The sequence below is a fragment of the Faecalicoccus pleomorphus DSM 20574 genome (assembly GCF_000420345.1).
GTDB lineage: Bacteria > Bacillota_I > Bacilli_A > Erysipelotrichales > Erysipelotrichaceae > Faecalicoccus > Faecalicoccus pleomorphus.
Map to the genome: position 1 here is coordinate 1 of NZ_ATUT01000005.1, position 25,950 is coordinate 25,950.

The following is a 25,950-nucleotide window of genomic DNA, read 5'->3' on the forward strand; positions in this document are numbered from 1 at the left end:
CTTTACATGGGCGAATCAAAATGGGAACATCGTAAAACCTTGTATGAGTGCATACATAAAAGCGACTGGAACAAAGATGAAACCTTGATTATGAGATGAAGTTGTTTGATATCAATAGTGATCTTATTGATTTCATGTGTCTTTATTTACAGAAGTTCTTTCGTATCATACAATATGCCGATCAGGAAAGATGGGACAATCTGTATAAGGATGCATTACTGCAAGAGATTGAAGAAGATATACTTCATCATGCCAATGTATTTGTGAATTTAAATCAAAAGTTTATACAAACACACAGTCAGAAAAGAAGAGTCAATATGTGCAAAGCTGTAGAAAAACTTAAACAGGAATGTATTACAAAAAGTAAAACAGAAATCGCATTAAACATGTTATCTGAAGGTTTACATCATAATCTTATTGCCGATATCACAAGGCTTAGCTTAGATGATGTTTTAAAACTATCTACACACTAAAAAGGCACGATGTGCCTTTTTAGGTTATATAATGTTAGTTTTCTTATTATGAAAATTATCATTCTTTATAACTTTCATTTTCCGTTGATAAAACGAGCACTGCCTGACTGCCACCTTGCGCAAGATCCTGCACCATGTTTTCCACAGTAAATGATGTATCATATAAATAAGCCTGCGTTTCATCAATATATGCGATATATGAAAAATCTGAATCAAAAGGAAATATAAGTGCATAACAGTTTTCCTGAGATTGTTTTTCTAAAGAAATATTGTATGAAAACTCATCACTTTGTCTTTCCACATTAAACTCTGAAAATATGGCACTACTAGGATTTGTTTTATTAATTTCAAGACATGTCACCAAAGAAAAGCCTTTGGCATTGATATCTGGCTTGCTGAAATAAGCAATATTATCGGCCGTTTCCTCTGGAATTTCTTCTGTTTCTGGAATATTTGTTTTCTGTGCTAAAGCCGGTACATTGACGAAGGAGGTTTTTGTATAATCGATATCAAATGTCTTTTCTATATTATCAATCATAACATTTAAGTTTTCCATAGACTCCTTTAACAAAGAAATAGAATCAAACCGCAAGGTCTGATCTTCCTGTACCTGTAATATCCCACTGGCAGTATTCTGTGAAATAAAATTACCATCTTCTAAAATCGTTTCTGTATATTTCATATCATACTTTGTAAATCCGGCATCCGTTGATGTTAACTCTAGTGATTTTTGCTTAGTTCTTCCTAATGCGGCTTCCGTTTCCATCGTATATTGATATGCGATATACGGCTTATTTTTTGCATCCATTTGAAAGCTTAAAACACATTCCTGCTGATCTCCGTATTGATGAATCGTCAATTCCGGATAATCCTTATCAACTGCCAAATCTTTTCCTTGTAGCCCGATGTACCAATCATCGCTCAGGTTACCGTTTTCATTCAAATAGCTCTCGATTTGATCGTATGTAATCGTCCAAAAGTCTAAAGAAGTTGATGGACTACAACCAATACCACCTAGACACAGAAGAAGACAAAAGCACACTTTTTTTATTGTTTTCATACCTATCCTTTCTATAAGCTGCCATTTTTTCTTCGCAAGCAAAAAAAGGATCAAAGCTTTCCTTCGATCCTTCCTAATTGTTTGTTTTACTTTTTCAACAAAGATTCATTCCAGTGTTCGTTTGGTTCTACACCTAAGAAATCAGCTACCGTGCTGGCGATATTTGACAATCCTAAAGAATCATCCTGTTTTAATTCAACATTGGCTCCATATACAATGAATGGTACACGATTCAATGTATGTGAAGTTTTAGCCTTGATTGGCGCTCCTTCTTTTTTCGGTTTGTCATACATTTCATCGGCATTTCCGTGATCGGCTGTCACTAACAAGATACCGTTAACTTTATCAACCGCTTTGATCAATCTAGCCAAAGCCAAATCGACAGATTCTACACCAATGATCGTAGCCGGAAGACTTCCTGTATGTCCAACCATATCTCCATTTGGATAGTTGGTACGTAAGAAATCATACTGTTGGCTTTCAATGGCTTCAATCAGCTGGTCAGTAATTTCGGCTGATTTCATCCAAGGGCGTTGTTCAAATGGAATGACATCACTAGGAATTTCCACATAGGTCTCCAAAGCTTCATCGAATTTTTCAGAACGGTTTCCATTCCAGAAGTAAGTTACATGTCCATATTTCTGTGTTTCGGAAATCGCATATTCTTTGATCCCGTGTTTACACAATTCTTCTGTCAAAGTGTATTTGATTTTTGGTGGTTCTGTCAGATATTTGTGTGGAATATCCAGATCGGCATCATATTGCAGCATACCGGCATACATCACATTCGGCTTGCGTACACGATCGAATTTATCGAAGCTTTCATCCGTATCAAATGCTAAAGAAATCTCCTGAGCACGGTCACCACGGAAGTTAAACAAAATTACACTATCGCCATCTTCGATGGTTCCAACCGGTTTACCGTCTTTGGCAATGACAAAGCCCGGCAGATCCTGGTCAATCACACCTAATTCTTCACGATATGTTTCAATGGCTTGTGTAGCACTTTCAAACTGACGACCATCACCTAATACGTGGATGTGCCATCCTTTTTCAACCATACCCCAGTTAGCTTCGTAACGATCCATCGTGATCTGCATACGTCCACCACCACTGGCAATGCAGGCGTGGAATGTATCATCGTTTAATCCATTCATGAAGTTTTCAATATCGTCCACATACGTCAATGCGCTGGTTTCCGGAACATCACGTCCATCTAATAATGCATGTACTCGAACTTCATGAATTCCTTCTTTTTTGGCCTGTTCGATCAAAGCCTTTAAGTGATTGATATGAGAATGTACGTTTCCATCACTCAAAAGACCCATGAAATGCATCGTGTGGCCTTTGGCATTTTCTACTAATTCTTTCCATGTTTTAGATTCAAACATTTCTTTTGTATCGATATTTTCATTGACAAGCTTGGCGCCCTGAGAATAGATTTGTCCACATCCGATCGCATTGTGACCAACTTCAGAGTTTCCCATATCTCCATCACTTGGCAAACCAACAGCCAAACCATGAGCGCGCAGCTGCGTATGAGGGCATTCTTTCCATAATTTGTCTAAAGTAGGTTTATTGGCTAAGGCAACGGCATTTCCAAATTCACTGGCATTGATTCCGACACCGTCCATAACCACTAAGATTACAGGTCTTTTGTTCATATTTGTTCCTCCATTTTATCGACATAAATATACCACTAACCATCACTAAATTCAATGTAATATGCCTGGACTAACCGGCAATCCACCCACCATCGACAACTAAGGTATCCCCATTGATATACTGTGATTCATCGCTGGCCAAAAAGAGTGCAGCAGCCGCAATATCTTCCGGCGCTCCAGGCTGTGGTGCTGCGGCCAAAACCTTTTGTACTCGTGCATACCCATTTGGATTAGGCATTCCCATGGAATTGGCAATTTCCGTTTGAATACCGCCAGGTGCAATCGCATTGCATCGAATATGATCCGGAATATACATGAATGCGGTATTTCTGGTCATCGCCAACAAAGCCGCCTTACTGGCACAATAAATAGCACCGGCGGCCGTTCTCATACCGCCGACACTGGCGACATTGATGATATTGCCATGACCTTGTTCCTTAAAAACAGAAACCGCTTTTCGCATGGCACACATCGGTCCATATACATTAACCTTCATCACTTGTTCATACTTTTCATCTGTGGCATCTCCTATACCGGACATATCATCCATGATGCCGGCATTGTTGACCAAAACATCCAGCTTTCCAAAATGTTGAACGGCCAGTTCGATCATCTTTTCATTATCTTCTTTTTTGGATACATCGCCCTGGAAAACCAGCACCTGCCCCTTTTCCTGCGCCAGACTTTCCTTTAAAGCATCCAATCTTTCCTTCCTTCGAGCGACAGCCACAACCAAAGCTCCTTCTTTGACAAAGCGCTCCACAATGGCTTTTCCCATACCGGAACTGGCTCCTGTTACTACGATTGATTTCTCTTTTAGACGCATTTTTCATACCTCCTTCTACTTTTTATTATATCGTAAATCCCACAAAAAAAGCGCCCTAAGACGCTTATTTGACAAGAGGTGTGGCACCGGCTTTTTGGCGGCCCCACATCTTTTCTCCCTTCGTATTCCACATACCGATTCCGGTAACAGAACATAGAATGGAAAAGACAGGTACCAGGAATATAAACCAACAATAGGGAATGTAAGAAGCGTCCACATTGAGCACGCTCATAACATAAATAGTCGCAACGCCCCAGGGAACGATTGGTGCACTTAAAGTACCGGCATCTTCCAACGTTCTTGATAAGACCTTACGATGGATTCCCATGCGATCAAAAGCTTCTTCAAACGTTTGTTCGGTAACGATGATCGACACAATTTGTCCACCGGCAGCCAAGAAATTCACCACGTAACAGTAAATCAATGTCGTAAACACTAAAACAACGCGGTTTTTGATAAACTTCAATAATACATTACGCGCAATGACATCCAGGATACCGGTCGAAGTGATGACCGCACCCATGACAGAAGCCATCATAAAGATACCCAACAATTCCATCATGCTGGTGACACCGCCACGATTTAACATCGGATCGACAATCGCAACCCCAGTTTCAATACTAAAACCATTAAACGCATAATTCATCAAATCGACAAAGCCTACGCCTTGAAAAACCATGGCAAAAATAGCACTGATAATAACGGTCAAGCCCATCCCCAAAATTGCCGGCATCTTAAATACAGAAACCAGTAAAACTAGAATGGCCGGAAGAATCAAGATCAATGACATATTAAAATGCTCTTCCAATGTGGACATGATCAGCTGCGACTGACTGGCATCCATAGATCCGGCGCCAAAGGCAAATCCGGCAATCGCAAATAAAACGATCGCAATCAAGGCCGCCGGCAGTGTTGTGTACATCATTGATCCGATATGATCATATAACGGAACCTTACTGACACCACTTGCCATATTGGTCGTATCCGATAATGGTGACATTTTATCACCTAACCAGGCCCCGGATACGATAGCACCTACTACAAGTGGAATCGATATATCGGTTGTCATGGCAATACCGACCATCGCCAATCCCATCGTGGCCACCGAACCAAAAGAGGTCCCAGTAAAAATTGAAGTGACACTGCTCAAAATAAAAGCAAGCGGCACCAGGATCGTCGGTGAAATCAGCTCCATACCATAATACATTAAAGCCGGAACTGTTCCCGAAGCCATCCATATCCCCACTAACATACCTACCATTAAGACAATTAAGAAAGTTGGCGTACTGTCCGCAATTACATTTTTGATCGTTTTTTCAATTTCATCCCATGAAATTCCCAAAGCCAGGGCAATGCCTACCGCAACGACTGCGCCTAAAAAAATGGAAATCGTCGTGTTTACCCCCAGGTTGATCAAAACCACCAAGACCGCAATGATCAACAAAAATGATGTTAACGCAAATAACGTCGTTGGCTCTTTTCTTACTCTTTTCATACCTCTCATCCCTTCTTTAATTCATTACACAAAAATCGCAAGGCACTCTCCATTCGTGCTTTTCGATATGGCACCGAAGTGAAACGATGCTCAGCCCCTGAAACGATCAACAAATCCGCTCGATCACCATACATGTCTTTGAGCTTTCGTGAAACATCACATGAAGCTGTGATATCCTGATCGCCATGAACCAGATTGACCCGCTTATCAAATTGTGAAGCAATCGCATACGGATCGATACCCAGACAATCTTTATAAAAATCAAGGGATAAACGAAGTCCTTCCACATCCGCATAGCCTTTTTCTTCGATATCCGATACATCTTGTCCACAAAGATTTTTTTCACGCATGTTATAGACAAGATCCAGCGCCGGACACCATAGGCTTAACGCCTTGACCTTTTCTTTTCTTAATCCGGCTACCATGCCGGCAACACAACCACCCAAGGATAAACCATGCAGAGCAATTCGTGATGAGTCCACAAAAGGTAATGCATCTACATAGTCCAGGATATCTAATCCATTCTGTACCTCACGGGATACCGTAATATCTTCAAAGCAACCATCGCTTTCTCCGCTACCTAAAAAGTCAAACCGCACTGAGCCGATTCCTCTTTCACACAACCGCCTGGAAAGTTCCGTATGCACAAAGTTGATCTCATTTCGATCGTCTTGAAAGCCATGAAACAAGATCACAAACGGAATCTTTTCATTCCTGTTTTCGGGTATATGCATCATACCGCGCAAGGTATAGCCCATGCTGTTGATTTCTACATATTTTTCCATACCGTTTCCCTTCCTAAAATCTTCCTTATTTTGCACCTAAATATCATTTTTGTCAATATTTCATGAATATATGTTCTCATTTTATGAACATTTTTATATTCTCCTTCTTTTTCAGTTTGCACTTTTTAAGAAGTAAAGTTTTTTTGTATAAACTCCCTTTATCTAAAGGAGGTGTCCAAAAAGGTCTCGATTTTGACCTTGTTTTTTTATCTAAAATCGATATACTAGAAGTACAGTTAACAAAAATAGTTGAACGTTCAACTATTTTTTAAATAGATAAAGGAGAATGCATCATGAAAGTCATCAAACGAAGCGGTGAAGAAGTCATTTTTGATGTTCAAAAGATTGAAAATGCCATCCGAAAAGCCAACAAAGCAACCTCTCATTCCCAGATGAGTGAGGCAACCATTTTAAAGATTTCAAAACAGGTAGAGGCCCAGTGCAAGGCCATGAAACGAAGCCCCAGTGTAGAAGAAATTCAGGATATGGTAGAAACCGCCATTATGAAAGAACAATATTATTCGGTGGCACACAACTATATTACCTATCGTTACGAAAGAGCCTTGGTTCGTAAAGCCAACTCAACTGACCAGCAAATTTTAAGCTTGTTAGAAAGAAACAATGAAGAAGTAAAACAGGAAAACTCTAACAAAAACCCTTTGGTCAACAGTGTACAACGTGATTACATGGCCGGCGAAGTTTCTAAAGATATCACAAAGCGTTTCTTATTACCACAGGATATCATTGAAGCTCATGAGCAGGGATTGATTCACTTTCATGATTCGGACTACTTTGCCCAGCACATGCATAACTGTTGCTTAGTTAACCTGGAAGATATGTTACAAAATGGAACTGTAATTTCGGAAACCATGATTGAAAAACCACACAGCTTTTCAACCGCCTGTAACATCGCAACCCAGATTATCGCACAGGTGGCAAGCTCGCAATACGGAGGACAAAGTATCACCTTGTCTCATTTAGCTCCTTTTGTACAAATCAGCCGTGAAAAGGCTCGTAAAGAAGTCAAAGATGAGTTTGAAGCCATGAACATGGATGTCATCGAAGAAAAAATCAATCAGATTGCCGAAATGCGTGTACTTCGTGAAATCGAAAAAGGAGTACAGATGATCCAGTACCAGGTCATCACTTTAATGACAACCAACGGACAAGCCCCATTCGTAACCGTATTCATGTACCTGGATGAAGTCGAAGAAGGACAGACTCGCGATGACTTGGCTTTGATTATCGAAGAAGTTCTAAAACAAAGAATGCAGGGTGTAAAAAACGAAAAAGGCGTTTGGATCACTCCGGCCTTCCCAAAACTGATCTATGTTTTAGAAGAAGACAACATTCATAAAACAAGTAAATACTATTATTTGACAGAATTAGCTGCCAAGTGTACTGCCAAACGTATGGTTCCGGATTACATTTCCGAAAAGATGATGAAGCAGCTTAAAGTTGATCAAAACGGAAACGGACAATGTTATCCATGTATGGGATGCCGTTCTTTCTTAACACCATATGTGGATGAAAATGGAAAGCCAAAATATTACGGACGCTTTAACCAGGGCGTTGTTACAATCAACCTTGTTGATGTAGCCTGCTCTTCCAAGGGCGATGAAAAACGCTTCTGGAAGATCATGGATGAAAGACTGGATCTTTGTTACAGAGCATTGATGTGTCGTCACAACCGATTAAAGGGCACTCCAAGTGATGTAGCACCTATCTTATGGCAAAATGGTGCCTTAGCTCGACTGGAAAAAGGCGAAACGATCGATAAGTTATTATATGGTGGATACTCTACAATCTCCTTAGGCTATGCCGGACTTTGTGAGTGTGTACAATATATGACCGGTGTTCCTCACACAGAAGAGCCGGGTACTAGCTTTGGATTAAAAGTAATGCAGTATTTAAACGATGCCTGCGCCAAATGGAAAAAAGAAAACAACATGGATTTCTCTTTATATGGAACACCAATGGAATCAACAACCTATAAGTTTGCCAAAAAACTGCAGGATCGCTTTGGCGTTATTCCAAAAGTAACCGATAAAAACTACATCACAAACAGCTATCATGTACACGTAACTGAGGAAATCAACGCCTTTGATAAACTAACTTTTGAAGCACAGTTCCAGAAGTTATCACCAGGCGGCGCCATCAGCTATGTAGAAGTACCAAATATGGAAAATAACATTCCAGCTGTATTGTCAGTAATCGAACATATCTATAATCACATCATGTATGCCGAATTGAATACGAAGAGCGATTATTGCCAAGTCTGCGGCTATACCGGTGAAATCCAGATCGTAGAAGACGAAAATCACAAACTGGTATGGGAATGCCCGAACTGCGGAAACCGCGATCAGGAAAAAATGAATGTAGCCCGTCGTACCTGCGGTTATATCGGAACGCAGTTCTGGAATCAGGGACGTACACAGGAAATCAAAGAACGCGTACTACATTTGTAAAAAAGAGAGATTTTCTCTCTTTTTTTATCCATTTCCCTATATAATAAAAACAGAAGAGGTTAAAACATGAACTACGGAAATATAAAACATTATGACATTGCCGATGGTGAAGGTGTTCGCGTCACCTTATTTGTATCCGGCTGCACGAATTGTTGTCCTGGCTGCTTTCAGCCCGAAACATGGGATTTTAACTATGGAAAACCTTACACAAAAGAAACAGAACAGGAAATTCTGGAAGCTTTAAAGCCCGGCTATATTCAAGGATTAACTTTATTAGGAGGAGAGCCCTTTGAGCCTGAAAATCAAAGAGAGCTGGTTCATCTTTTAAAAAAAGTAAAAGAAACCTATCCTGATAAAGATATCTGGTCTTATACCGGCTTTATCCTGGATCAAGATTTATTAGAAGGTGGAAGAAGGTATTGTGAAGTAACCGATGAAATGCTTTCGTATATTGATGTATTGGTGGATGGTCCTTTTAAACAGGAACAAAAAAATATTGCTTTAGCTTTTCGTGGCAGCGAAAACCAAAGAGTCATTGATTTAAAAAAGAGCTTACAAGAAAAAGAAGTTATCCTATATTTAGAATAACTTCTTTTTTTATAAACTATTTTTAAAGATCTGTAAGACATCCTCTTTATATAAAGTTTTAAATCCCTTAATTTTTCCACCTTTATCTCTTATGCAACTATCTGCCATTTCATCTAATTTCGAATCATCAATTCCAACCTCTTGTAAAGTAGAAGGCAACCCCAATGTCTTGTACAAAAAGTTTTCCGTTTTTTCTATCGCCTTATTCGCAATCCAAAATTCATCTTTGGAAGCATCCAAGCCCCAAACTTCAACTCCGTACTTTTTAAAGCGAGACACTGTTGTCTCATCTAATACATAACGCATCCAACGTGGTGTTAAAATAGCTAAGCCCACACCATGCGTAATATCATAATAAGCACTTAACACATGTTCCATTCCATGACAAGACCAAGTCATGGAATAGCCCGTCTTCAACAAACCATTTAAAGCCATAGGAGCTGCCCACATCAAGTTCGCCCTAGCGCTATAATTGGTTGGTTCATGGATGGCAATCGGACCATAATGAATACAGGCTTTCATAGCACCGATGGCTAAACCATCCTGGACATAAGCATCCTCTACATTCGTAAAGAATTGTTCCCACAAATGCGAAAGGATATCCGCTGTACCGGCTGCTGTTTGCATCGGTGGTACACTATATAGATTTTCTGGATCCAAAATAGAAAGCACTGGACATAAAAGATCATCATGCAAACCAATTTTTTGATGCGTTTTCATATTGGAAATCACAGCAACATTGTTCATTTCTGAGCCGGTAGCACTCATCGTCACGACACAAACGACCGGTAAAGCTTTCGTCACCTTTGCTTGTCCAATCACTAAATCCCACGCATCGCCTTCATAAAACGTTGCGGCAGCGATAGCTTTAGCACAATCAAATGAGCTACCGCCACCAATGGCCATCACCACTTCAACTTGATGTTTTCGACACAGCTTTACTCCCTGCTTAACGGATTCAATTTTCGGATTTGGCTCTACACCAGATAATTCGACTACCTTGCAGTCCGATAGCTCTCGCATCACCGTATCATAAATACCATTGTGTTTGATACTCCCTTTGCCGTACACTAATAAAACTCGTTTACCTATTTTTGGTACATGTTCATGAATCTTGTTCATGCTTCCTTTACCAAAAAGAATACGTGTCGGAGAATAAAATTCAAAATTATTCATTATAAAGCTCCTTTTTCCTTATTGTATCACAGAAAAAAGTAGGATATGCAAACTTGCATATCCTACATATTCATGTTCTTACTTTCCTAAATACTGATGTCCATAGGCATTAGCTGCCAAGATCGCATTATATGTAGATTCTTCCGTAACCTCAAATGGCATATTATGAAGCGTATCTGTTTCAGCTGCCGCTGCTTTGGCAACTGCACGAATCTTTTCTTCGGTGATTTCCGTTACACCTAATTGTTCTAATGTAACTGGCAATCCTACACAAATACAGAATTCAATGATATCTTCCAGCTCCTCTAAAGGCACATTTTCCAGTACGAGTTGTACGATCGTACCAAATGCCACTTTTTCTCCATGATACAGCGAGTGACATTCTTCTAACACAGTCAATCCATTATGGATCGCATGGGCTCCGGCAAGACCACAAGATTCAAAGCCGATTCCTGACAACAAAGTATTTGCCTCTACGATCTTTTCCACAGCCGGCGTAAGAGCTCCGGCTTCCAAAGCCACTTTTGCCTTATAACCTTCTTCCATCAATGTATCAAAACATAGTTTTGCCAAGGCATAAGCAGCACTCGTTGCTTTTCCATTTGCACAAGTCGTAGCTTCACTTTCCACACAGGCTCTAGCTTCAAAATAAGTCGCTAATGCATCACCAATTCCGGCCATCGTCAAACGAACCGGCGACTTGGCAATGATCTCTGTATCCAAAAGAACAATATTTGGATTGCTCGGCAAGAATAGATATTCCTCAAATACACCTTCATCTGTATAAATAACCGATAAAGCACTGCATGGTGCATCTGTACTGGCAATAGTCGGACAGATCATAACCGGTGTCTTTTCATAATAAGCAACTGCCTTGGCTGTATCAAAGATCTTTCCACCACCAACACCAATGATCAAATCACATTGTTTCTCTTCTACAAGAGCACTGATTCTTTTAATTTCATTATATGAACATTCACCATTAAACATCTCAAATTCACATGTGCAATCTTCGGTTTCAAAACCATCCAGAATATCCTGTCCATTTCTTCTAAACCCACCAGCGCTGATTAGAATCAAAGCCTTCTTTCCCAGACCTGCAGCATATTTACCAACATTGTTGATTTCTCCCGGACCTTGAATATATTTTCCGGGACTAAATAAGATTTTTGTCATCGTATAGACCTCCTGACTTTATTTTATCAGATTTAACAATATTTGAAAGCGGTATCAGTAAGAAACGTGTGGTTTCCAGATAATTCAATCTTTGATAATCCAACTTTAGTTCAGTATAAATATAAATAGATGATTCGGATTGTTGTTATTAGTATCCACCACCAGAAATCCCCAGATATTCCTCCAGAGTTAATCCAGAAGCATAAATTGCTGAAGCTTGATCGCCTACATACCTTAAATGCCACGGCTCTGGCATATATCCTGTGACCGATTCTTTTCCGGAAGGATAACGAACTATAAAACCGTATTCATGCGCATGTGCTGCAATCCAATTGACTTCCGGCGTAGTCTCTACCAGAGTTCCATTACTATGCTTTAAATCAAATGCCAGACCTGTCTGATGTTCCGAATAACCTGGTCTTGCGGAAAAACGATCGGCTTGTGCCTGCCCATAACTGTTCACGTAATTATTATATAAAGAAGATTGATAACTGTAACTCCTATATCCACTATACGAACTACTAATCGCATAGCCTTGACTTTGCATATCCGCAATCAACTGTCGAATCTTTGCACCTGCCTCTGCATTTTTTTGCGGTGCATAATTAGCCGGTAAACCATGTTTTTTATTCACGACCATGATTCCCTGAACATAATACGGATCTGATGAAACAACCGATTGATCTTCTTCATTTTCGGCAGATTTATTTGGTGATGAATTTGTCTGCTCTGTTGATGAAGTTTCTTTCTCATACTGAACTCTGACAATACATTCTTTTTCAATACTGTTACCATAAGTATCCGATGCAATGATCATCATTCTATAATCTCCCGGATTCAAAAAATCAACTTCCTCTGTTTTGTATTGGATCGATGTTTCGCTTAGATCTTCTGCCAAAAAGTAGCTTGAAAAATCATAATTCTGATCAGAGCCTAAAGGAATTTCTACAACATCTGAAAATTTTGAAAACTTTGGTTTTGTTGTATCTTCCACTTGAATTTGGATGGAACTTGTATGTGGTATAAACCATTTGGAATATGTCACTTTACATTCATAGTTTCCCACTTCCGGATATTCTTTATCCTTCTCATTTTTGATATCTGACAAGTCAATTTTAAGATCCTTTATACGCTTCAAATCTTCCTGAGAAAAAATATCTTCCTTTGTGATCGAAATTGGTTTTCCATATTCAAAATTAAAATCATGATAGATTAAACAAGGTTGATTTAAATACCAAGTACCTGCACTGACAGTAAGTACTAACATCGAAGATACAGCACCAATTATTATTCTTTTCTTTTTCATGGCCAATCTTCCTTCGACCTCATTATATCATGACTGATGTGAATTGGTCATGATAGTCTGATTTCCTGCATCTTATTCTCGTCGATAAGATTTTCATTCATTCGATGACAAAATTACACATATGAATTCATATTTCTATTATTCTTTAGCAATAATAATTTTTGAAGTTTAAAGTTGTTATACCCTATATAAGCATAACTGATATCATTTCTCTACACAAAAATCTATACTATTTAATTCTTTAATATCATCTTACAGCTTTTTGCTCTGGTCATTCATTTATCCAAACAACAGCTTAGTTTCTATCTACAAAGTATCTCTCTTTATGATATTTCATTCCTTATTCCTTTTCACATCCAGTTTACAATAGACCGTTACCAACATTGTGATAAAACAAATCAATCCGCCAACAAAGTTGGAAATTGGTTCTGCCATAAAGACACCCATAGCTTTAAAGCCAAGATGTGGCAAGATAAACGTCAAAGGCACTACGATCACAACTTTTCTTAAAAGTGAAAAGAAAATCGCCTGTTTCTTTTTATTCAATGATTTAAAAACAGTTTGTCCGCAATATTGAAAAGCCTGAAATACAAACGCAAAGAAATAAACATGCATGGCCGGTACGGCAATTTGTAAAAGATCTGGTTCACTATTAAAGATATGAATAAAAAACTGTGGAAATAGGATGATAAACATCCATGCGACCAGTGTATAAACAACACCGGCAAATGTAATGATTCGGATTGCTTTTTTAACACCTTTACCAATTCCGGCACCGTAATTGTAACTAAGAATAGGACTGGAGCCATCCCCTATGGCCAGCACCGGAACTTCCAAGATCTGACGAACCGAATTAATCACGGTCATACAGGAAATATAAAGATCGGACCCCACCTGTGACAGCATGCTGTTGCAGGCAATTTGCACCAGGCTGTTTGTACACTGCATCACAAAGCTGGAAGAGCCTAAGCTGATCACATCTTGGATTTCTTTTCCTCGAAATTCTACATTCTTAAAATGCTGCAGCTTTAATTCCGAAGATTTACCTGTCAAAAACCGAAATACAAAAATGGCAGAAAGAATCTGGGAAATGACCGTTGCGATGGCAGCGCCTTGTACACCCATGTCCAAGCCAAAAATAAAGATCGGATCCAGAATGATATTGGCAATGGCCCCGATAAAAATTGTCATCATCCCGGTGCTCGCAAAACCTTGTGCATTGATAAAAGGATTCATACCTAAGGCAATCATAGAAAAAAGCGTACCTACAAAATAAATTCGCATATAGGGTAAAGCATATTGAATCGTAGTATCGCTGGCACCAAATATATACAACAATGGCTCAGAAACCAAGATTCCAACAATCGTTAATACAATCGCTGTTAGAATCAACATATAAAAAGATATATTCATGATTCGTTGGGCTTTTTCTATATTTCTTTTTCCTCGTTCAATCGAACATAAAGGTGCACCACCAGCACCAAACAAATTCGTAAAGGCCGTAATCAATGAAATGATGGGAAAACAAAGTCCTACACCACCTAAAGCTACGACACCAATTCCTTCAATCTTACCTATGTAGATACGATCCACGATGTTATACATCAAATTTAAAAGTTGCGCTACCAACATAGGTGCCGCACACATTACGATATTTTCCAAAATTCTTCCATTCGAGAAATCGACTTGTCTGTTTTTCATAGTTTAAATTATACACCTGAAAAATAGAAAGACTGTATAGATTTTAAATGCTCTATACAGTCCATTCTTTATTTCAATTCATTGGTATGGTGTGCTTTTTCCGCAAGGCGCCAATCGTCTTGATATTTACTTAAACAATCTACAAAACGTTTGGCAACATAATGTGGTCTGGTAATGGCAGACCCAACTACTACCGCATGACAGCCAATAAAAATACATTTCATCGCATCTTCTGGTGTATATAAATGTCCTTCCATAATGACTTTGGCATCATCTCCAACAGCTCGACACATATCCGCAACCATGCGATAATTGGCCCCTTCAATATTTTCTGTGTTTTTTGTATAACCGTATAAAGTAGGAGCTACGATTTCAGCACCATTTTGAGAAGCATGTATAGCTTCTTCGATATTGGAACAATCCGCAAAGATCAAATGATTTGGATATTTCTCTCGAACTTGTGGTAATAAATCCCAAGCGATAGTTTTTTCGTGCGTGATTTGTGATGTGCAATCCAATGCGATAATATCAGCACCAGCTTCAACGATCGCATCCACCTCTTTCATGGTCGGTGTAATAAATACATCCGTATCATCATGCCAGACTTTATATAAGCCGATGATCGGCAAGCCAAGATCAGCTTCTTTGACTTGTCGTATTTGTTCCGGTGAATTTAAGCGTAAACCAACGGCACCTGCCCATTTAGCACATTCAGCCATTTTCACTACCATATCCGGTGTATAGATTGGCTCATCCTTTTGAGTTTGACAAGATACGATCAAGCCACCTTTTAAGCAATCTAATATCTCGATTTTTTTAGGATCTGTAGTTTTCATTTGTCATCCTCCTCAATCAATTTAAAATGTTTTAATGCATAAACTACACCATCTTCTTCGACAGATTTTGTAATATAGTCACTACAATCTTTTACTTCCTGTAAAGCATTCCCCATGGCAACGCTGCATCCTACCGCTTGTAACATGTCGATATCATTACCGCCATCGCCAAAAGCCATAGCTTCCTCTTTCTTTAGCCCATATGCTTTTAAAATTCCTTCTACAGCTTTTCCTTTGCCACCTTCTTTAGGTATCATGTCACAGGCATAAGGCCACCATCGTACAATTTGAATATGTTTGGTGCCTTGAAGAAGACTTTCTTCCTGTGTTTCTGGTATAGCAGCCATCATTTGATAGATCGATGATTGCAGATACGTTTTAAAATCATCTATTTTATGAATACTTTGCGAAGCAATCTTAAAATATTCATCTAACATTTCTTCATGTTCATTACAATACATCGAATCTTGATGACAGGCGACTAATGCTTTTTTCATATTTTGCGCATTTTCAAAAATTTGATTCACATCTTTAGGATCTAAAGGATTTTCATACAACACCCTTTCCTTGTCATAACAATACTGTCCATTAAACGTTAACGCCCCATCAAATGTAACTCCTTCAAAATGAGGAAGTACAAATTTTGGCCGTCCTGAAGCTAAAAATAAGCGAATTCCTTTTTTTTGAAGTCTCTGTAAAGCTTTTGTCAACGATGGTGTCAAAGTTTTGGTTCGTAACGGAAGCAAAGTTCCATCAATATCAAAAAATATGATCTTAATCATTTTCTATCTCCTTACAAATTTTAAAGTTTTCCGGAATTCTTTTGTTCTTTGGATATATATCCATATATACTTTTGAAAAAGATGATAAATTAGACCAGGTATAAAAAGCTCTTGTCTTTAATTTGGTATGATCTATCAACAAGATACTTTTTCGACTGCGCATCTGTACTTCTTTTTTGATCGTGCCTATATGCATATCAAATACATACGCTTCATCTTCTTGTACACTGATACCATTGGCCGTTAAAAAACAAAGATCAAAACGAAACTGTTTCAATAACTGTGTAGTCATTGATCCAAATGAAGAATCATACTTTTTAGAAAACTCGCCACCTAGTAAATACACATGTCCTTTAAAATCCAACGGCAATCTTTCTAACAGATAGGTGTTTGTCGTAACCAGCTCTACATCTTTATGTTTTAAGCCTTCCAATAAATAAACTGGTGTAGTTCCCGCGTCAATAAAAATACAATCCCCATCATGTACTTCTTCTATTGCCTTATGACAAATTATTTTTTTCGCATCTTTTTGTGTATCTTCTTTAAACTGCACAGCCGGTTCATTATATCGTGACAACAAGACATCTGTATCTACAAGGCTGGCACCGCCTCGCACACGTAAAACGCGCCCTTGTTCTTCTAACTCTTGTAAATCACGCATAATAGATGAACGAGATACTTGAAAACGTTTCATTAAATCTTGAATCGACACAAATGAGTTTTTATGAAGCAGATCCATGATTCGAACCATTCTTTCTTCTGTTAACATCTTATCCTCCTATTTTGACGTATATGTTCTTTGTCTTTCCATACGCAACAAAAGCATTTAAAGTCTCTTTTTTCATCATGGGATAGGATGCATATGGATATACTTTATTTAAATTTTCCCATTTGTTTTTTCCTAAAGAATGAAAAGGTAAAAGATCCACTTCTGAAAATCCCAAACGAGATGCCTGATCGATCGTTTTTTCAATCTGATCTTCATTAAAATTCCAAATTACCGGCATACGAACAATGACTTTTTCAGGACAATGTTGCGAAAGATAGGTAAAGCTATCCTGTACAAACTTTGGATTGGCACCGGTTATTTTTTGAAGTTTTTCTGGTTCCAAGTGTTTACAATCCATCAAAAACAAATCAATATAAGGTTCCACTTTTTTTAAATGTTCCAAAGGATAATTACCTGTCGTTTCTAAAGCTAAATGATAGCCTCTTTCATGAAGTGTACAAATCAACAAAAAAACTTCATCAAACTGAAACAAAGGTTCTCCTCCGGAAAGTGTCACACCACCATTGGATTTTTGATAATATCGATCATCTTTTTGTACTTCTTCTACAATTTCCTCTATGTCCATCCACTTACCCGATATTTCTAATGCTTCTAAAAGACACGCATCCACGCAAAGAGCGCACCCATCACATACATTACGATTTAGTGTAAACTCCGGTTGAAAAGAGATTGCCTGTTTTGTACAAGCTTTTAAACACGAATGACATCGTACACACTTATTTTCTTTATGCATCAAAACAGGATGTACATCCCAAGTTTCAGGATTGGCACACCATGGACAATGTAAGCTACACCCTTTTAAGAAAATCGTAGTACGAATTCCCGGTCCATCATGCGTCGCAAAACGTTCGATATTTGATATGCTAATCATATAAAGTCCTACTTAATAACTCATCTTGTATATCTTTGGTCAGATTGACAAACACGGCCGAATAACCGGCAACTCTAACAATCAGATCCGGGTATTTCTCTGGATGTTTTTGTGCATCTTCCAACTGGCCATGATCAACAACCGTAACCATTAACTGGCAGCCACCATTTTCAAAATACGTTTCGAATAAAGCTTTGACCTTCTCTTTATCTTCATGCATCATACGTGGTGTAAATTTGATATTTTGCACACTGCCACCATGATATTTCGCATCAAAATGCACTAATGAATTCAAAACAGCGGTTGGTCCGAATTTGGCAGCACCACCTTGCGGGTTATTAGCCGGATTCATATACACACCTTTGTTTCTTCCATCCAGACTGGCATCTGTCTGATGGCCCCAGTCTGTATTGGTTTGATTGTTGGAAATGACGATCAGATAATAACCCATTCCGGCATCTATGCCTCGTTGACGTATGCCTTTGGCCACATATTCATAACAGCGATTGGCCAACTCATCACACTCTTTTTTATCATTTCCATATTTATCTTGTTTCAATAAATCTTTCTGAATTCGTTCATAGCCTTTAAAATCATGCAAAGCTGCTTCATTTAACTGCTCCAACGTATATTTTTTCTGATCAAACACCAGCTTCTTGATCGCATATAAGGCATCACTGGCATTGATATTTCCATATGTTTCATTGGTACCGCCTAAAATTTCAACTCCACCATCCAACAAAGCTTTTTCACGATGAATACAATCATCCATCAAAATCGAAGTAAATAAGAAGCTAACTTCTTGATTCATGATTTCATACGAATGTTTTTGTGCATAAATACTTAAATCAAAATAATAATCCTGCACTCTTTGATATTGATCCATCAAATCTTCAAATGTCTTTAGTTCACTTAATGGTTTACACTGTACCGGACCTGCCTTATAAATTTTATCCATAGGATCAAATCCTTCATTCATGGAAATCTGTAACAACTTTAACATATTCAATAATGTATTTGGCGTTCCTACACTTTTTCCCTGGATCACATATTCTCCACAACCAAAAGGAACATATTGTTCGGCAATCTTTTCCGGTACACGCATCGCATATTGTACAGCCGGTATATTGACATCATCATTGTATAAAGTCGGATAGGTAGCTCCTGAAGCGATACATTCATATGCCATATCCAAAATATCTTCTGGTGTATTATGATCAAAGCGAAGCGTAAACTGTGGTTCTACATATCGCACTTTTTTACAGACCTTTAAACACAATCGAGTGAACAAGTCACAAGCTTCTACATTTTCTCTTCCTCGTCCACCGACGATAATACGACCATTTACCGTAGTTCTGCGATTTTCGATCATTTTCCACAAAGAAGCAATATATTCCAGCGCCTTTTCTTCGGTCAATCTTCCTGCATCCATATCTTTTTTCAAATAAGGACCTAAAACCATATCCATACGTCCATAATTAATACAACCGGCACATAACGCATACAACCAGAATAACTGCAACGCCTGATGGAAAGTAACCGGTTTATGCTCCTTGATCCAGATTAAATCTTCTTCCATCACATCCAAATCCTGTTTCCAATCAAGACTTGCTTCTTTTTTAGCTTCTTTAACCAAATCTATCTGGTAGGAAATGACTGTTTGAAAGAGCTTCATTGCCTCCAACGAAGCTTGGATAAATGGCTTGGTAAGATCTTGTCTTTGAATCTCTTCTATCAATCCATTCACTCCCAAACGCATCAGCTTTTGATAATCTAACATCATACCAGACAATCTTGCCGTAGCCATAAATGGATATTTACAATCGATAAAACGGCCTGTGGTATCTTCAGTCAGCACATCCTGACAATAGATAGATTTCACATCATGATATTGCCAATAATCATATAAGGCATCCACTCGTGCCTTTTCTTCCTCCGTCTTTAACAAGGATTTAAAGGCTCGTAATTTATGAAACACACAATAATGCCCTACGCCACCAATGGAAGTGACACTGCCAAAGCCAATCGGCAAAAAATCTAATCGTCCGGCAATTTGATCACCGGGTTCCAAAGTCCGAAATAAACGCGGAAATAAAACCTTTAAACAATGAATTTCTTGAAAAGCTTTATCTAAATTTGTCCCATTTTTATGGGCACAGGTATAAGCTTCCATGATTTCCAGCTGTTCCTGTGGGCTTTTCTGACTGGGAATCGGTTTGGATACTTCTACATTTTGTGCTCCATCAATATTGATATGTGCCATACTGCAGACCTCCTATTCAGTTTCAATATAGCACCTCGCCTTTTTACAATCAATCATTTTTGTTCTTTTTTGTTCAAATTTATTCATAGTGCTTATAAAAAAAGGAGCTTTATTCAGTCGCTCCATATTCTGCATAATAAGCATCGATTCGATTTTTAAGGTCTGCATCCAATGCGTTTTTACTTTCGAGATATTCTACAACCTCTGGCATAGATACGATGGCTGCAGTTGGAAAGCCATATAACTCACTAACTTCCTTCAAAGCGGTTTTATTGCCTTTTCCTTTTTCGTTACGATTTAAGGAAACCATCAAACCTACGATTTCCACATTGGCTGCCCCTCTTACTTTCGGTACCGTTTCTTCCATAGATTTACCGGATGTAGTCACATCTTCAATCATAACGACACGATCTCCATCCTGAAGCTTTGTTCCTAAAAAGCTTCCTTTATCCGCTCCATGATCTTTTTCTTCCTTACGATCCGAACAATAACGAACTTCCATTCCATAAAGTTCATCCAAGGCGATCGTTGTAGCAACAGCCAATGGAATACCTTTATAGGCCGGCCCAAATAAAACATCGAAATCTTTTCCATAAGTCTCTACAATGGCCTTGGCATAATATTCGCCCAGTTTCTTTAATTGATAGCCTGTTACATAGCCACCGGCATTCATAAAAAACGGACTTTTTCTTCCAGATTTTAGTGTAAAATCCCCAAATTTAAGAACTTTGCTTTCTAACATAAAGTCGATAAATTCCTGCTTGTACTGTTCCATACTTTCCTACTCCTTCAATATTTACTACATCAATTATAATGTATTTCACAAAGTAATTATAGCCTATTTAACAATTTATAATTGTGACTTCTTTGCTATAACACAATGCAAATTATATGATCCATCATTACAATTTATCCGCATGTGCATTTTCATAACATTGTACAATGTCTGCAGGCATATCCTCTTCCATATGTTGTGGCATATTCACTTCCGTTCCCTCTTTACAGGCTGTTTCATAGTACCAGCACTTGAATTTGACCATGTCCAATGTTCTCTGCAACTCTTCCATCTGTTTTTCAATTTCCTGACGACGTGCATAAAACATTTCTTTTCGTTTTTCTAAAGTACGATCGCCCTGGCTGCACCAGTTCATAAATTCACGAATCTCTTTGATCTGCATCCCGGATTTCTTTAAACATTCAATGACACGTAAAGCTTCAATCGATTTTTCATTAAATTTACGAATACCGGATGGTTCTCTTTCTAAGTCTTGGAATAAGCCTTCTTTATCATAATATCGTAAGGTTGGAATCGGTAAATCAAACATTTTTGAAACTTGTCCTATCGAATACATACACATCCTCCTAAAAAATTTATATTTTTCTCTTGACCTAAAGTTAGCTTTAGGATTTACAGTAAACTTAATCCAACAGGATAGTATTGTCAAGGAGGAAGTTACAATGAATGAAACTTTACATTTATGCCAAGAATGGGACAAGGTTTTTCCATTAAGTGAGGAAGTACGCCATCATAAAACAACCTTTACCAATCGTTATGGAATCACATTGGCAGCCGATGTTTATGAGCCAAAGAAAGCAAGTGGAAAGCTGCCGGCTATTGCCCTCAGTGGGCCTTTTGGAGCTGTTAAGGAACAAGCATCCGGCTTATACGCACACCAATTGGCAAAAAGAGGCTTTTTCACGATAGCCTTTGATCCATCCTATACCGGTGAAAGCGGTGGATTTCCCCGCAATGTCGCCTCCCCGGATATCAACACCGAAGATTTTATGGCGGCTGTTGATTTTCTGTCTGTACAGGAAAATGTCGATCCCGATAAGATTGGAATCTTAGGTATCTGCGGTTTTGGTGGCATGGCTTTAAATGCTGCTGCATTGGATACACGTATCAAGGCCACTGTCACATCAACGATGTACGATATGACCCGAGTGAATGCCAATGGTTATTTTGATGAAGAAGATAGCGAAGAACTTCGTTTTCAGAAAAAAGAAGCACTGTCCAAACAAAGAACGATTGATTTTAAGAATGGAAACTATGCTTCTGCCGGTGCCTTACCGGATGAAATTCCAGATGGTGCACCTCAATATGTAGCCGATTATATTTTGTATTATCGTCGAAAACGTGGTTATCATCCTCGATCTCAGGGAGAAGGAAAAGGATGGAATGTGACCGGATGCCAGTCTTTTCTAAACATGCCGATTCTGCAGTATTCCAATGAGATTCGCAGTACCGTCTTGATGATTCACGGCGAAAAAGCACATTCTTGTTATTTCAGTAAAGATGCGTATCAAAAGATGATGGATGGAAATCCCGTACCGGACAATAAAGAATTGTTGATCATTCCAGGAGCTGTGCATACCGATTTATATGATCAAATGGATATTATTCCATTTGATAAGATCACCGATTTCTATCAGACCTATCTTAAATAAGAAACCCAAGAGTCACTAGTCATGACTCTTTTTATCATCCTATTTTTAATGCTCTATCCTTTTCATTCTGTTTTTCGTGCATTAAAATAGAAGTAAGAAGAAAACCATACAGGAGGCCTTATTATGAAACACACGATCATTACCATTGGCCGACAATTTGGAAGTCATGGCCGAAGCATCGCCAAACAATTGGCAAAAAAATTGGGATATGCGTATTATGACAAGGAGCTATTAGTCAAAGCTTCCCAGGAAAGCGGTTTAGCCACCAGCTTTTTAGAAAGTATGGACGAAAGACAAGCCAGTCCTTTCTTTTATTCCCTATTAGCCGGACCGACACAATTTATGTGGAACGATCAATTCATTTCCACAGAAGCTATGGCCTATCAGGCACAACATGATACGATCCTAAAAGTCGCACAGGAGGGAAATTGTGTAATCGTAGGTCGCTGTGCCGATTACATTCTCAAAGATCAAGAACGACTGGTGCGTGTTTTTATCAGTGCCGATTTAAAAGATCGAATTGCCCATGTCATGGAACGTGATCAAATCACTGAAAAAGAAGCACGAAAGAAAATAAAAGAAATGGATAAATCTCGTGCTGCCTATTATAACTTTAATACCGATCAAAAATGGTCTGATGCGGCAAATTATGATTTATGCATTAACACCTCTCGTCTTACGGAAGAAAAAACAGTAGAAACCATACTGCATTTTATTCATAATTTACTAGATTGATCCCGTCATGGGATCTTTTTTTCAAAAGAAATCTTATTTTATGCTATAATCAGATGGCTGTAACTTCAGAAAGGAAGATTCCATGACCGATTATCAAAACAACAATACCTTTTCCTTTGAAATTGAAAAAAGACTGGAAGGAAAACTAGGCCGTGCCGGTATCATCCATACTCCACATGGCGATATCAAGACACCGGCTTTTATGTGTGTAGGAACACGAGGCAGTGTCAACTTTTTATCGATGGAGGATTTAAAAGCCATTCAGGCACAGGCCATGTTGTCCAATGGATATCATTTGCGAAATGCCTCCTTTGAGATCGCCCAAAATGGTGGGCTGGCCGCCTGGTCAAAGTGGAATGGACCTACCTTAACCGATTCCGGTGGCTTTCAGGTCATGTCTTTAGGCTCCGGCAGCGGAAAAGTCGTCAGCATGAAGGTCGGTCATGATTTAAAAAACACCGAACCAGAACATCGCTTTGCCAAAGTAACCGAAGATGGGGTTGCGTTTACCGATCCTAACAGCGGGCAGGATGACTTTATCGGTCCGGAAGAATCTATGCAGATTCAATGTCGTATTGGAGCCGATATCCACATGGCCTTTGATGAACTGACTTCCTTAGCCGATGATTATGATTATAATGTAGAAGCTTTGGCAAGAACCGAACGCTGGGCACTACGAAGCATAGAAGAACATCGAAAGCATCAGTACGATCTAGGTTATTATCAAGCTTTATATGGTGTCATCCAAGGTGGCCGATGGGAAGACTTACGCCGATCCACTTCGAAAAAATTTGCCAAGATGGATTTTGATGGCTATGGCTTAGGCGGTGCCTTCTTAAAAGAAAATCTGGGAGATATTTTACGCTGGTGTTGTGAAGAGCTGCCGGAAAACAAGCCACGACATCTTTTAGGGCTGTCCCATCCAGACGATATCTTGATTGGAATTGAAATGGGAGCGGATACCTTTGACTGCGTGGCACCTACAAGAGAGGCACGTCACGGAAAGATCTATACACGATATGGCAATATCAATCTTGCCAATTCTCGTTTTAAAGACAGTTTGGAACCACTTGATGATGACTGTGACTGCCCTGTTTGTAAAGCCGGATGGACCAAAGGACAACTTCGTGAATTGTTAAAGTCGCAAGACAAAGAAAAACGTCACTTGTATTTTAACTTATCTTCGCAACACAATCTTCGCTTTATTCTTCGATTGACCGAAGAAGCCAGACAAGCCTTGATAGATGATACTTTCTATGAATATCGAAGTCAATTTTTAAAAGATTATTATCATAAATAAACAAATAGAACCTCAAGATCATAAACATTGATCATAATGAGGTTCTATTTTTTGAGCATAGAAAAACTAGGAAGATTGCTTCCTAGTCATTCTACTAACTATTTACGCTTTTTAAGCAAGACAATCATACCAACAAGGGCAACGCTCATAGAGCCAAGTGCTCCAACAATGGATAAATTTGCCGATGTATTTGTTCCATCTGCTTTCTTTGTTTCTTCTTTTGATTGTTCAGTCTGCGCTGGTGTTGTAGGTTCCTGCGGTTTGTCCTCTACCGGTTTTTCCGGACTCTTTTCTTTTTCGATTTCTACTTCCACAACACTACTTGTACCATATGCAACTGTTGTATGGATGGTATCGATTCCAGTTACAGAAACATATCCTTCCGGTATTTCTAGTGAAATGTCAAAAGCAGCTTCCTGACCAGGTATGCCTGCTTCAGAAGTATAAGTTTTTGTCGTGACAACTTCTTCACCATTTACATAATTTACTGTTAAAGATGCCGTTTTTAATTCCGCAAAATTAGCTGTATATGTATTGGAAAAACGACTTTGAGGAACAAAGCCAGGATCTGTACTTACCACTTCTCTATTAGCATCTGTCCAATTCACAAAATAATATCCTTCATTTGGAGTTGCGATAGAACCTGTAGGATTTTGATCCATAGATGTCAATGTTTCAGATGGCACAGATACGCTACCACCTTGCGTTGCGACATAATTGATTTGGTTAGCATTTACAGTAACATCAATACTACCTACGGTAATTCCACCAAATATTCCCTCAGTACAGCGAATCGTCATAGAACCTGCGTTACTTGCAACCGTAGAAAATTTGCTATTATAATTGTTCATACTTTGGTCACCGATAAAACAATGATGATTTATGCCATCCCAATGCCACGGATAATTACATGTTACTGTAATGGTTTCTCCTACTTCATAGGTTGTTTTGTCTGAGGTAACATAATTTCCATAGCTGTAAGCTTCAGGAGCAGCAGTTACTGTTGTTTCCTCTTGCGCCAAAATTGTTGTCGTTGCACCCATGGTTAGAGTTACACCTAACGCCATAGATGCAGCCAAAGCTTTTTTCGTTCTTTTCATGATTCTCCTCTCCTAAATCTTTTTATACTTCAATCACATCTTAACCCTCCCCTTAATAAAACGTCAATATATTTGTTGTTATTTTGCTTTATTTTAGTTATTTTTTT

Annotated in this window: 23 protein-coding genes; 6 read left to right on the plus strand and 17 right to left on the minus strand. The window is 38.7% G+C overall.

Translation table 11 applies throughout. The annotated features are described in order from the left end of the window. Nucleotides 1-95: 95 nt before the first annotated feature. The gene (locus G413_RS0103560; RefSeq protein ID WP_147285020.1) at nt 96-473 is read left to right on the plus strand and encodes a hypothetical protein; all 378 of its coding nucleotides are present in this window, start codon (nt 96-98) and stop codon (nt 471-473) included. 58 nt (nt 474-531) lie between these two features. On the opposite strand, the gene G413_RS0103565 is transcribed toward G413_RS0103560, so the two are convergent. The 5 genes from G413_RS0103565 to G413_RS0103585 form a co-directional block, all read right to left on the minus strand. Continuing rightward, nucleotides 532-1,533, minus strand: coding sequence for a hypothetical protein (locus G413_RS0103565; RefSeq protein ID WP_022789567.1), 1,002 nt, complete (start codon nt 1,531-1,533; stop codon nt 532-534). 86 nt (nt 1,534-1,619) lie between these two features. After that, complete coding sequence (gpmI, locus tag G413_RS0103570; RefSeq protein WP_022789568.1) at nt 1,620-3,197, minus strand: 2,3-bisphosphoglycerate-independent phosphoglycerate mutase; 1,578 nt, start codon at nt 3,195-3,197, stop codon at nt 1,620-1,622. A gap of 70 nt (nt 3,198-3,267) precedes the next feature. Beyond that, nucleotides 3,268-4,023 (minus strand): glucose 1-dehydrogenase, encoded by a 756-nt coding sequence (locus tag G413_RS0103575; RefSeq protein WP_022789569.1) that lies wholly within the window; start codon nt 4,021-4,023, stop codon nt 3,268-3,270. Between the two features lie 64 nt (nt 4,024-4,087). Continuing rightward, on the minus strand, nt 4,088-5,518 hold the full coding sequence (nhaC, locus tag G413_RS0103580) for a Na+/H+ antiporter NhaC (RefSeq protein ID WP_037614345.1): 1,431 nt from the start codon (nt 5,516-5,518) through the stop codon (nt 4,088-4,090). Between the two features lie 5 nt (nt 5,519-5,523). Beyond that, nucleotides 5,524-6,303 (minus strand): alpha/beta hydrolase, encoded by a 780-nt coding sequence (locus G413_RS0103585; RefSeq protein ID WP_022789571.1) that lies wholly within the window; start codon nt 6,301-6,303, stop codon nt 5,524-5,526. Nucleotides 6,304-6,596: 293 nt separating this feature from the next. Between G413_RS0103585 and nrdD the strand changes: the two genes are divergently transcribed. Then, nucleotides 6,597-8,771 (plus strand): anaerobic ribonucleoside-triphosphate reductase, encoded by a 2,175-nt coding sequence (gene nrdD, locus G413_RS0103590; RefSeq protein ID WP_022789572.1) that lies wholly within the window; start codon nt 6,597-6,599, stop codon nt 8,769-8,771. A gap of 66 nt (nt 8,772-8,837) precedes the next feature. Further along, complete coding sequence (gene nrdG / locus G413_RS0103595; RefSeq protein WP_022789573.1) at nt 8,838-9,359, plus strand: anaerobic ribonucleoside-triphosphate reductase activating protein; 522 nt, start codon at nt 8,838-8,840, stop codon at nt 9,357-9,359. Between the two features lie 9 nt (nt 9,360-9,368). Here nrdG and G413_RS0103600 read toward each other — a convergent pair whose 3' ends face one another. The 11 genes from G413_RS0103600 to G413_RS0103650 form a co-directional block, all read right to left on the minus strand. Beyond that, nucleotides 9,369-10,535 carry an iron-containing alcohol dehydrogenase gene (locus tag G413_RS0103600; RefSeq protein WP_022789574.1) on the minus strand — a complete coding sequence of 389 codons (1,167 nt, stop codon included), beginning with the start codon at nt 10,533-10,535 and terminating at the stop codon, nt 9,369-9,371. Nucleotides 10,536-10,613: 78 nt separating this feature from the next. Beyond that, nucleotides 10,614-11,711: a glycerol dehydrogenase gene (locus G413_RS0103605; protein ID WP_022789575.1), complete on the minus strand. Its 1,098-nt coding sequence runs from the start codon at nt 11,709-11,711 to the stop codon at nt 10,614-10,616. Between the two features lie 148 nt (nt 11,712-11,859). Beyond that, complete coding sequence (locus tag G413_RS11715) at nt 11,860-13,017, minus strand: M15 family metallopeptidase (RefSeq protein WP_022789576.1); 1,158 nt, start codon at nt 13,015-13,017, stop codon at nt 11,860-11,862. Between the two features lie 333 nt (nt 13,018-13,350). Then, nucleotides 13,351-14,718: an MATE family efflux transporter gene (locus G413_RS0103615; protein WP_022789577.1), complete on the minus strand. Its 1,368-nt coding sequence runs from the start codon at nt 14,716-14,718 to the stop codon at nt 13,351-13,353. A 68-nt stretch (nt 14,719-14,786) separates the two neighbouring features. Further along, nucleotides 14,787-15,554, minus strand: a complete 768-nt coding sequence (locus tag G413_RS0103620) for an N-acetylmannosamine-6-phosphate 2-epimerase (protein ID WP_022789578.1) — start codon at nt 15,552-15,554, stop codon at nt 14,787-14,789. Next, nucleotides 15,551-16,336 carry a Cof-type HAD-IIB family hydrolase gene (locus G413_RS0103625; protein ID WP_022789579.1) on the minus strand — a complete coding sequence of 262 codons (786 nt, stop codon included), beginning with the start codon at nt 16,334-16,336 and terminating at the stop codon, nt 15,551-15,553. The genes G413_RS0103620 and G413_RS0103625 overlap by 4 nt, the downstream gene beginning before the upstream one ends. Next, nucleotides 16,329-17,105, minus strand: coding sequence for a DeoR/GlpR family DNA-binding transcription regulator (locus G413_RS0103630; RefSeq protein WP_022789580.1), 777 nt, complete (start codon nt 17,103-17,105; stop codon nt 16,329-16,331). The genes G413_RS0103625 and G413_RS0103630 overlap by 8 nt, the downstream gene beginning before the upstream one ends. Nucleotide 17,106: 1 nt before the next feature. Continuing rightward, nucleotides 17,107-17,997 (minus strand): glycyl-radical enzyme activating protein, encoded by an 891-nt coding sequence (locus tag G413_RS0103635; RefSeq protein ID WP_022789581.1) that lies wholly within the window; start codon nt 17,995-17,997, stop codon nt 17,107-17,109. Next, nucleotides 17,990-20,260, minus strand: a complete 2,271-nt coding sequence (locus G413_RS0103640) for a pyruvate formate lyase family protein (protein WP_022789582.1) — start codon at nt 20,258-20,260, stop codon at nt 17,990-17,992. Before G413_RS0103640 ends, G413_RS0103635 begins: the two co-directional genes overlap by 8 nt. Nucleotides 20,261-20,369: 109 nt before the next feature. Continuing rightward, entirely contained in the window at nt 20,370-21,035 is a 666-nt protein-coding gene (gene pyrE, locus G413_RS0103645) for an orotate phosphoribosyltransferase (protein ID WP_022789583.1), read from the minus strand. Between the two features lie 127 nt (nt 21,036-21,162). Further along, on the minus strand, nt 21,163-21,612 hold the full coding sequence (locus tag G413_RS0103650; RefSeq protein ID WP_022789584.1) for a MerR family transcriptional regulator: 450 nt from the start codon (nt 21,610-21,612) through the stop codon (nt 21,163-21,165). A gap of 106 nt (nt 21,613-21,718) precedes the next feature. Here G413_RS0103650 and G413_RS0103655 point away from each other — a divergent pair, with 106 nt between their 5' ends. The 3 genes from G413_RS0103655 to tgt all read left to right on the plus strand — a co-directional run bounded on the left by G413_RS0103655 (nt 21,719) and on the right by tgt (nt 24,743). After that, nucleotides 21,719-22,708 (plus strand): alpha/beta hydrolase, encoded by a 990-nt coding sequence (locus G413_RS0103655; protein WP_022789585.1) that lies wholly within the window; start codon nt 21,719-21,721, stop codon nt 22,706-22,708. A 123-nt stretch (nt 22,709-22,831) separates the two neighbouring features. After that, the gene (locus G413_RS0103660) at nt 22,832-23,443 is read left to right on the plus strand and encodes a cytidylate kinase-like family protein (protein ID WP_022789586.1); all 612 of its coding nucleotides are present in this window, start codon (nt 22,832-22,834) and stop codon (nt 23,441-23,443) included. Between the two features lie 82 nt (nt 23,444-23,525). Continuing rightward, a complete protein-coding gene (gene tgt / locus G413_RS0103665) occupies nt 23,526-24,743 on the plus strand; it encodes a tRNA guanosine(34) transglycosylase Tgt (RefSeq protein WP_022789587.1) in 1,218 nt (405 codons plus the stop codon). 98 nt (nt 24,744-24,841) lie between these two features. On the opposite strand, the gene G413_RS0103670 is transcribed toward tgt, so the two are convergent. Further along, nucleotides 24,842-25,843, minus strand: a complete 1,002-nt coding sequence (locus G413_RS0103670; RefSeq protein ID WP_022789588.1) for an InlB B-repeat-containing protein — start codon at nt 25,841-25,843, stop codon at nt 24,842-24,844. Between the last annotated feature and the right edge of the window lie 107 nt (nt 25,844-25,950).

Excerpts from the sequence above, each read along its gene's own strand:
- G413_RS0103560 (WP_147285020.1), top strand. The coding sequence starts at position 96 with ATGAAGTTGTTTGATATCAATAGTGATCTTATTGATTTCATGTGTCTT.
- G413_RS0103565 (WP_022789567.1), bottom strand. The coding sequence starts at position 1,533 with ATGAAAACAATAAAAAAAGTGTGCTTTTGTCTTCTTCTGTGTCTAGGT.
- gpmI (WP_022789568.1), bottom strand. The coding sequence starts at position 3,197 with ATGAACAAAAGACCTGTAATCTTAGTGGTTATGGACGGTGTCGGAATC.
- G413_RS0103575 (WP_022789569.1), bottom strand. The coding sequence starts at position 4,023 with ATGCGTCTAAAAGAGAAATCAATCGTAGTAACAGGAGCCAGTTCCGGT.
- nhaC (WP_037614345.1), bottom strand. The coding sequence starts at position 5,518 with ATGAAAAGAGTAAGAAAAGAGCCAACGACGTTATTTGCGTTAACATCA.
- G413_RS0103585 (WP_022789571.1), bottom strand. The coding sequence starts at position 6,303 with ATGGAAAAATATGTAGAAATCAACAGCATGGGCTATACCTTGCGCGGT.
- nrdD (WP_022789572.1), top strand. The coding sequence starts at position 6,597 with ATGAAAGTCATCAAACGAAGCGGTGAAGAAGTCATTTTTGATGTTCAA.
- nrdG (WP_022789573.1), top strand. The coding sequence starts at position 8,838 with ATGAACTACGGAAATATAAAACATTATGACATTGCCGATGGTGAAGGT.
- G413_RS0103600 (WP_022789574.1), bottom strand. The coding sequence starts at position 10,535 with ATGAATAATTTTGAATTTTATTCTCCGACACGTATTCTTTTTGGTAAA.
- G413_RS0103605 (WP_022789575.1), bottom strand. The coding sequence starts at position 11,711 with ATGACAAAAATCTTATTTAGTCCCGGAAAATATATTCAAGGTCCGGGA.
- G413_RS11715 (WP_022789576.1), bottom strand. The coding sequence starts at position 13,017 with ATGAAAAAGAAAAGAATAATAATTGGTGCTGTATCTTCGATGTTAGTA.
- G413_RS0103615 (WP_022789577.1), bottom strand. The coding sequence starts at position 14,718 with ATGAAAAACAGACAAGTCGATTTCTCGAATGGAAGAATTTTGGAAAAT.
- G413_RS0103620 (WP_022789578.1), bottom strand. The coding sequence starts at position 15,554 with ATGAAAACTACAGATCCTAAAAAAATCGAGATATTAGATTGCTTAAAA.
- G413_RS0103625 (WP_022789579.1), bottom strand. The coding sequence starts at position 16,336 with ATGATTAAGATCATATTTTTTGATATTGATGGAACTTTGCTTCCGTTA.
- G413_RS0103630 (WP_022789580.1), bottom strand. The coding sequence starts at position 17,105 with ATGTTAACAGAAGAAAGAATGGTTCGAATCATGGATCTGCTTCATAAA.
- G413_RS0103635 (WP_022789581.1), bottom strand. The coding sequence starts at position 17,997 with ATGATTAGCATATCAAATATCGAACGTTTTGCGACGCATGATGGACCG.
- G413_RS0103640 (WP_022789582.1), bottom strand. The coding sequence starts at position 20,260 with ATGGCACATATCAATATTGATGGAGCACAAAATGTAGAAGTATCCAAA.
- pyrE (WP_022789583.1), bottom strand. The coding sequence starts at position 21,035 with ATGGAACAGTACAAGCAGGAATTTATCGACTTTATGTTAGAAAGCAAA.
- G413_RS0103650 (WP_022789584.1), bottom strand. The coding sequence starts at position 21,612 with ATGTATTCGATAGGACAAGTTTCAAAAATGTTTGATTTACCGATTCCA.
- G413_RS0103655 (WP_022789585.1), top strand. The coding sequence starts at position 21,719 with ATGAATGAAACTTTACATTTATGCCAAGAATGGGACAAGGTTTTTCCA.
- G413_RS0103660 (WP_022789586.1), top strand. The coding sequence starts at position 22,832 with ATGAAACACACGATCATTACCATTGGCCGACAATTTGGAAGTCATGGC.
- tgt (WP_022789587.1), top strand. The coding sequence starts at position 23,526 with ATGACCGATTATCAAAACAACAATACCTTTTCCTTTGAAATTGAAAAA.
- G413_RS0103670 (WP_022789588.1), bottom strand. The coding sequence starts at position 25,843 with ATGAAAAGAACGAAAAAAGCTTTGGCTGCATCTATGGCGTTAGGTGTA.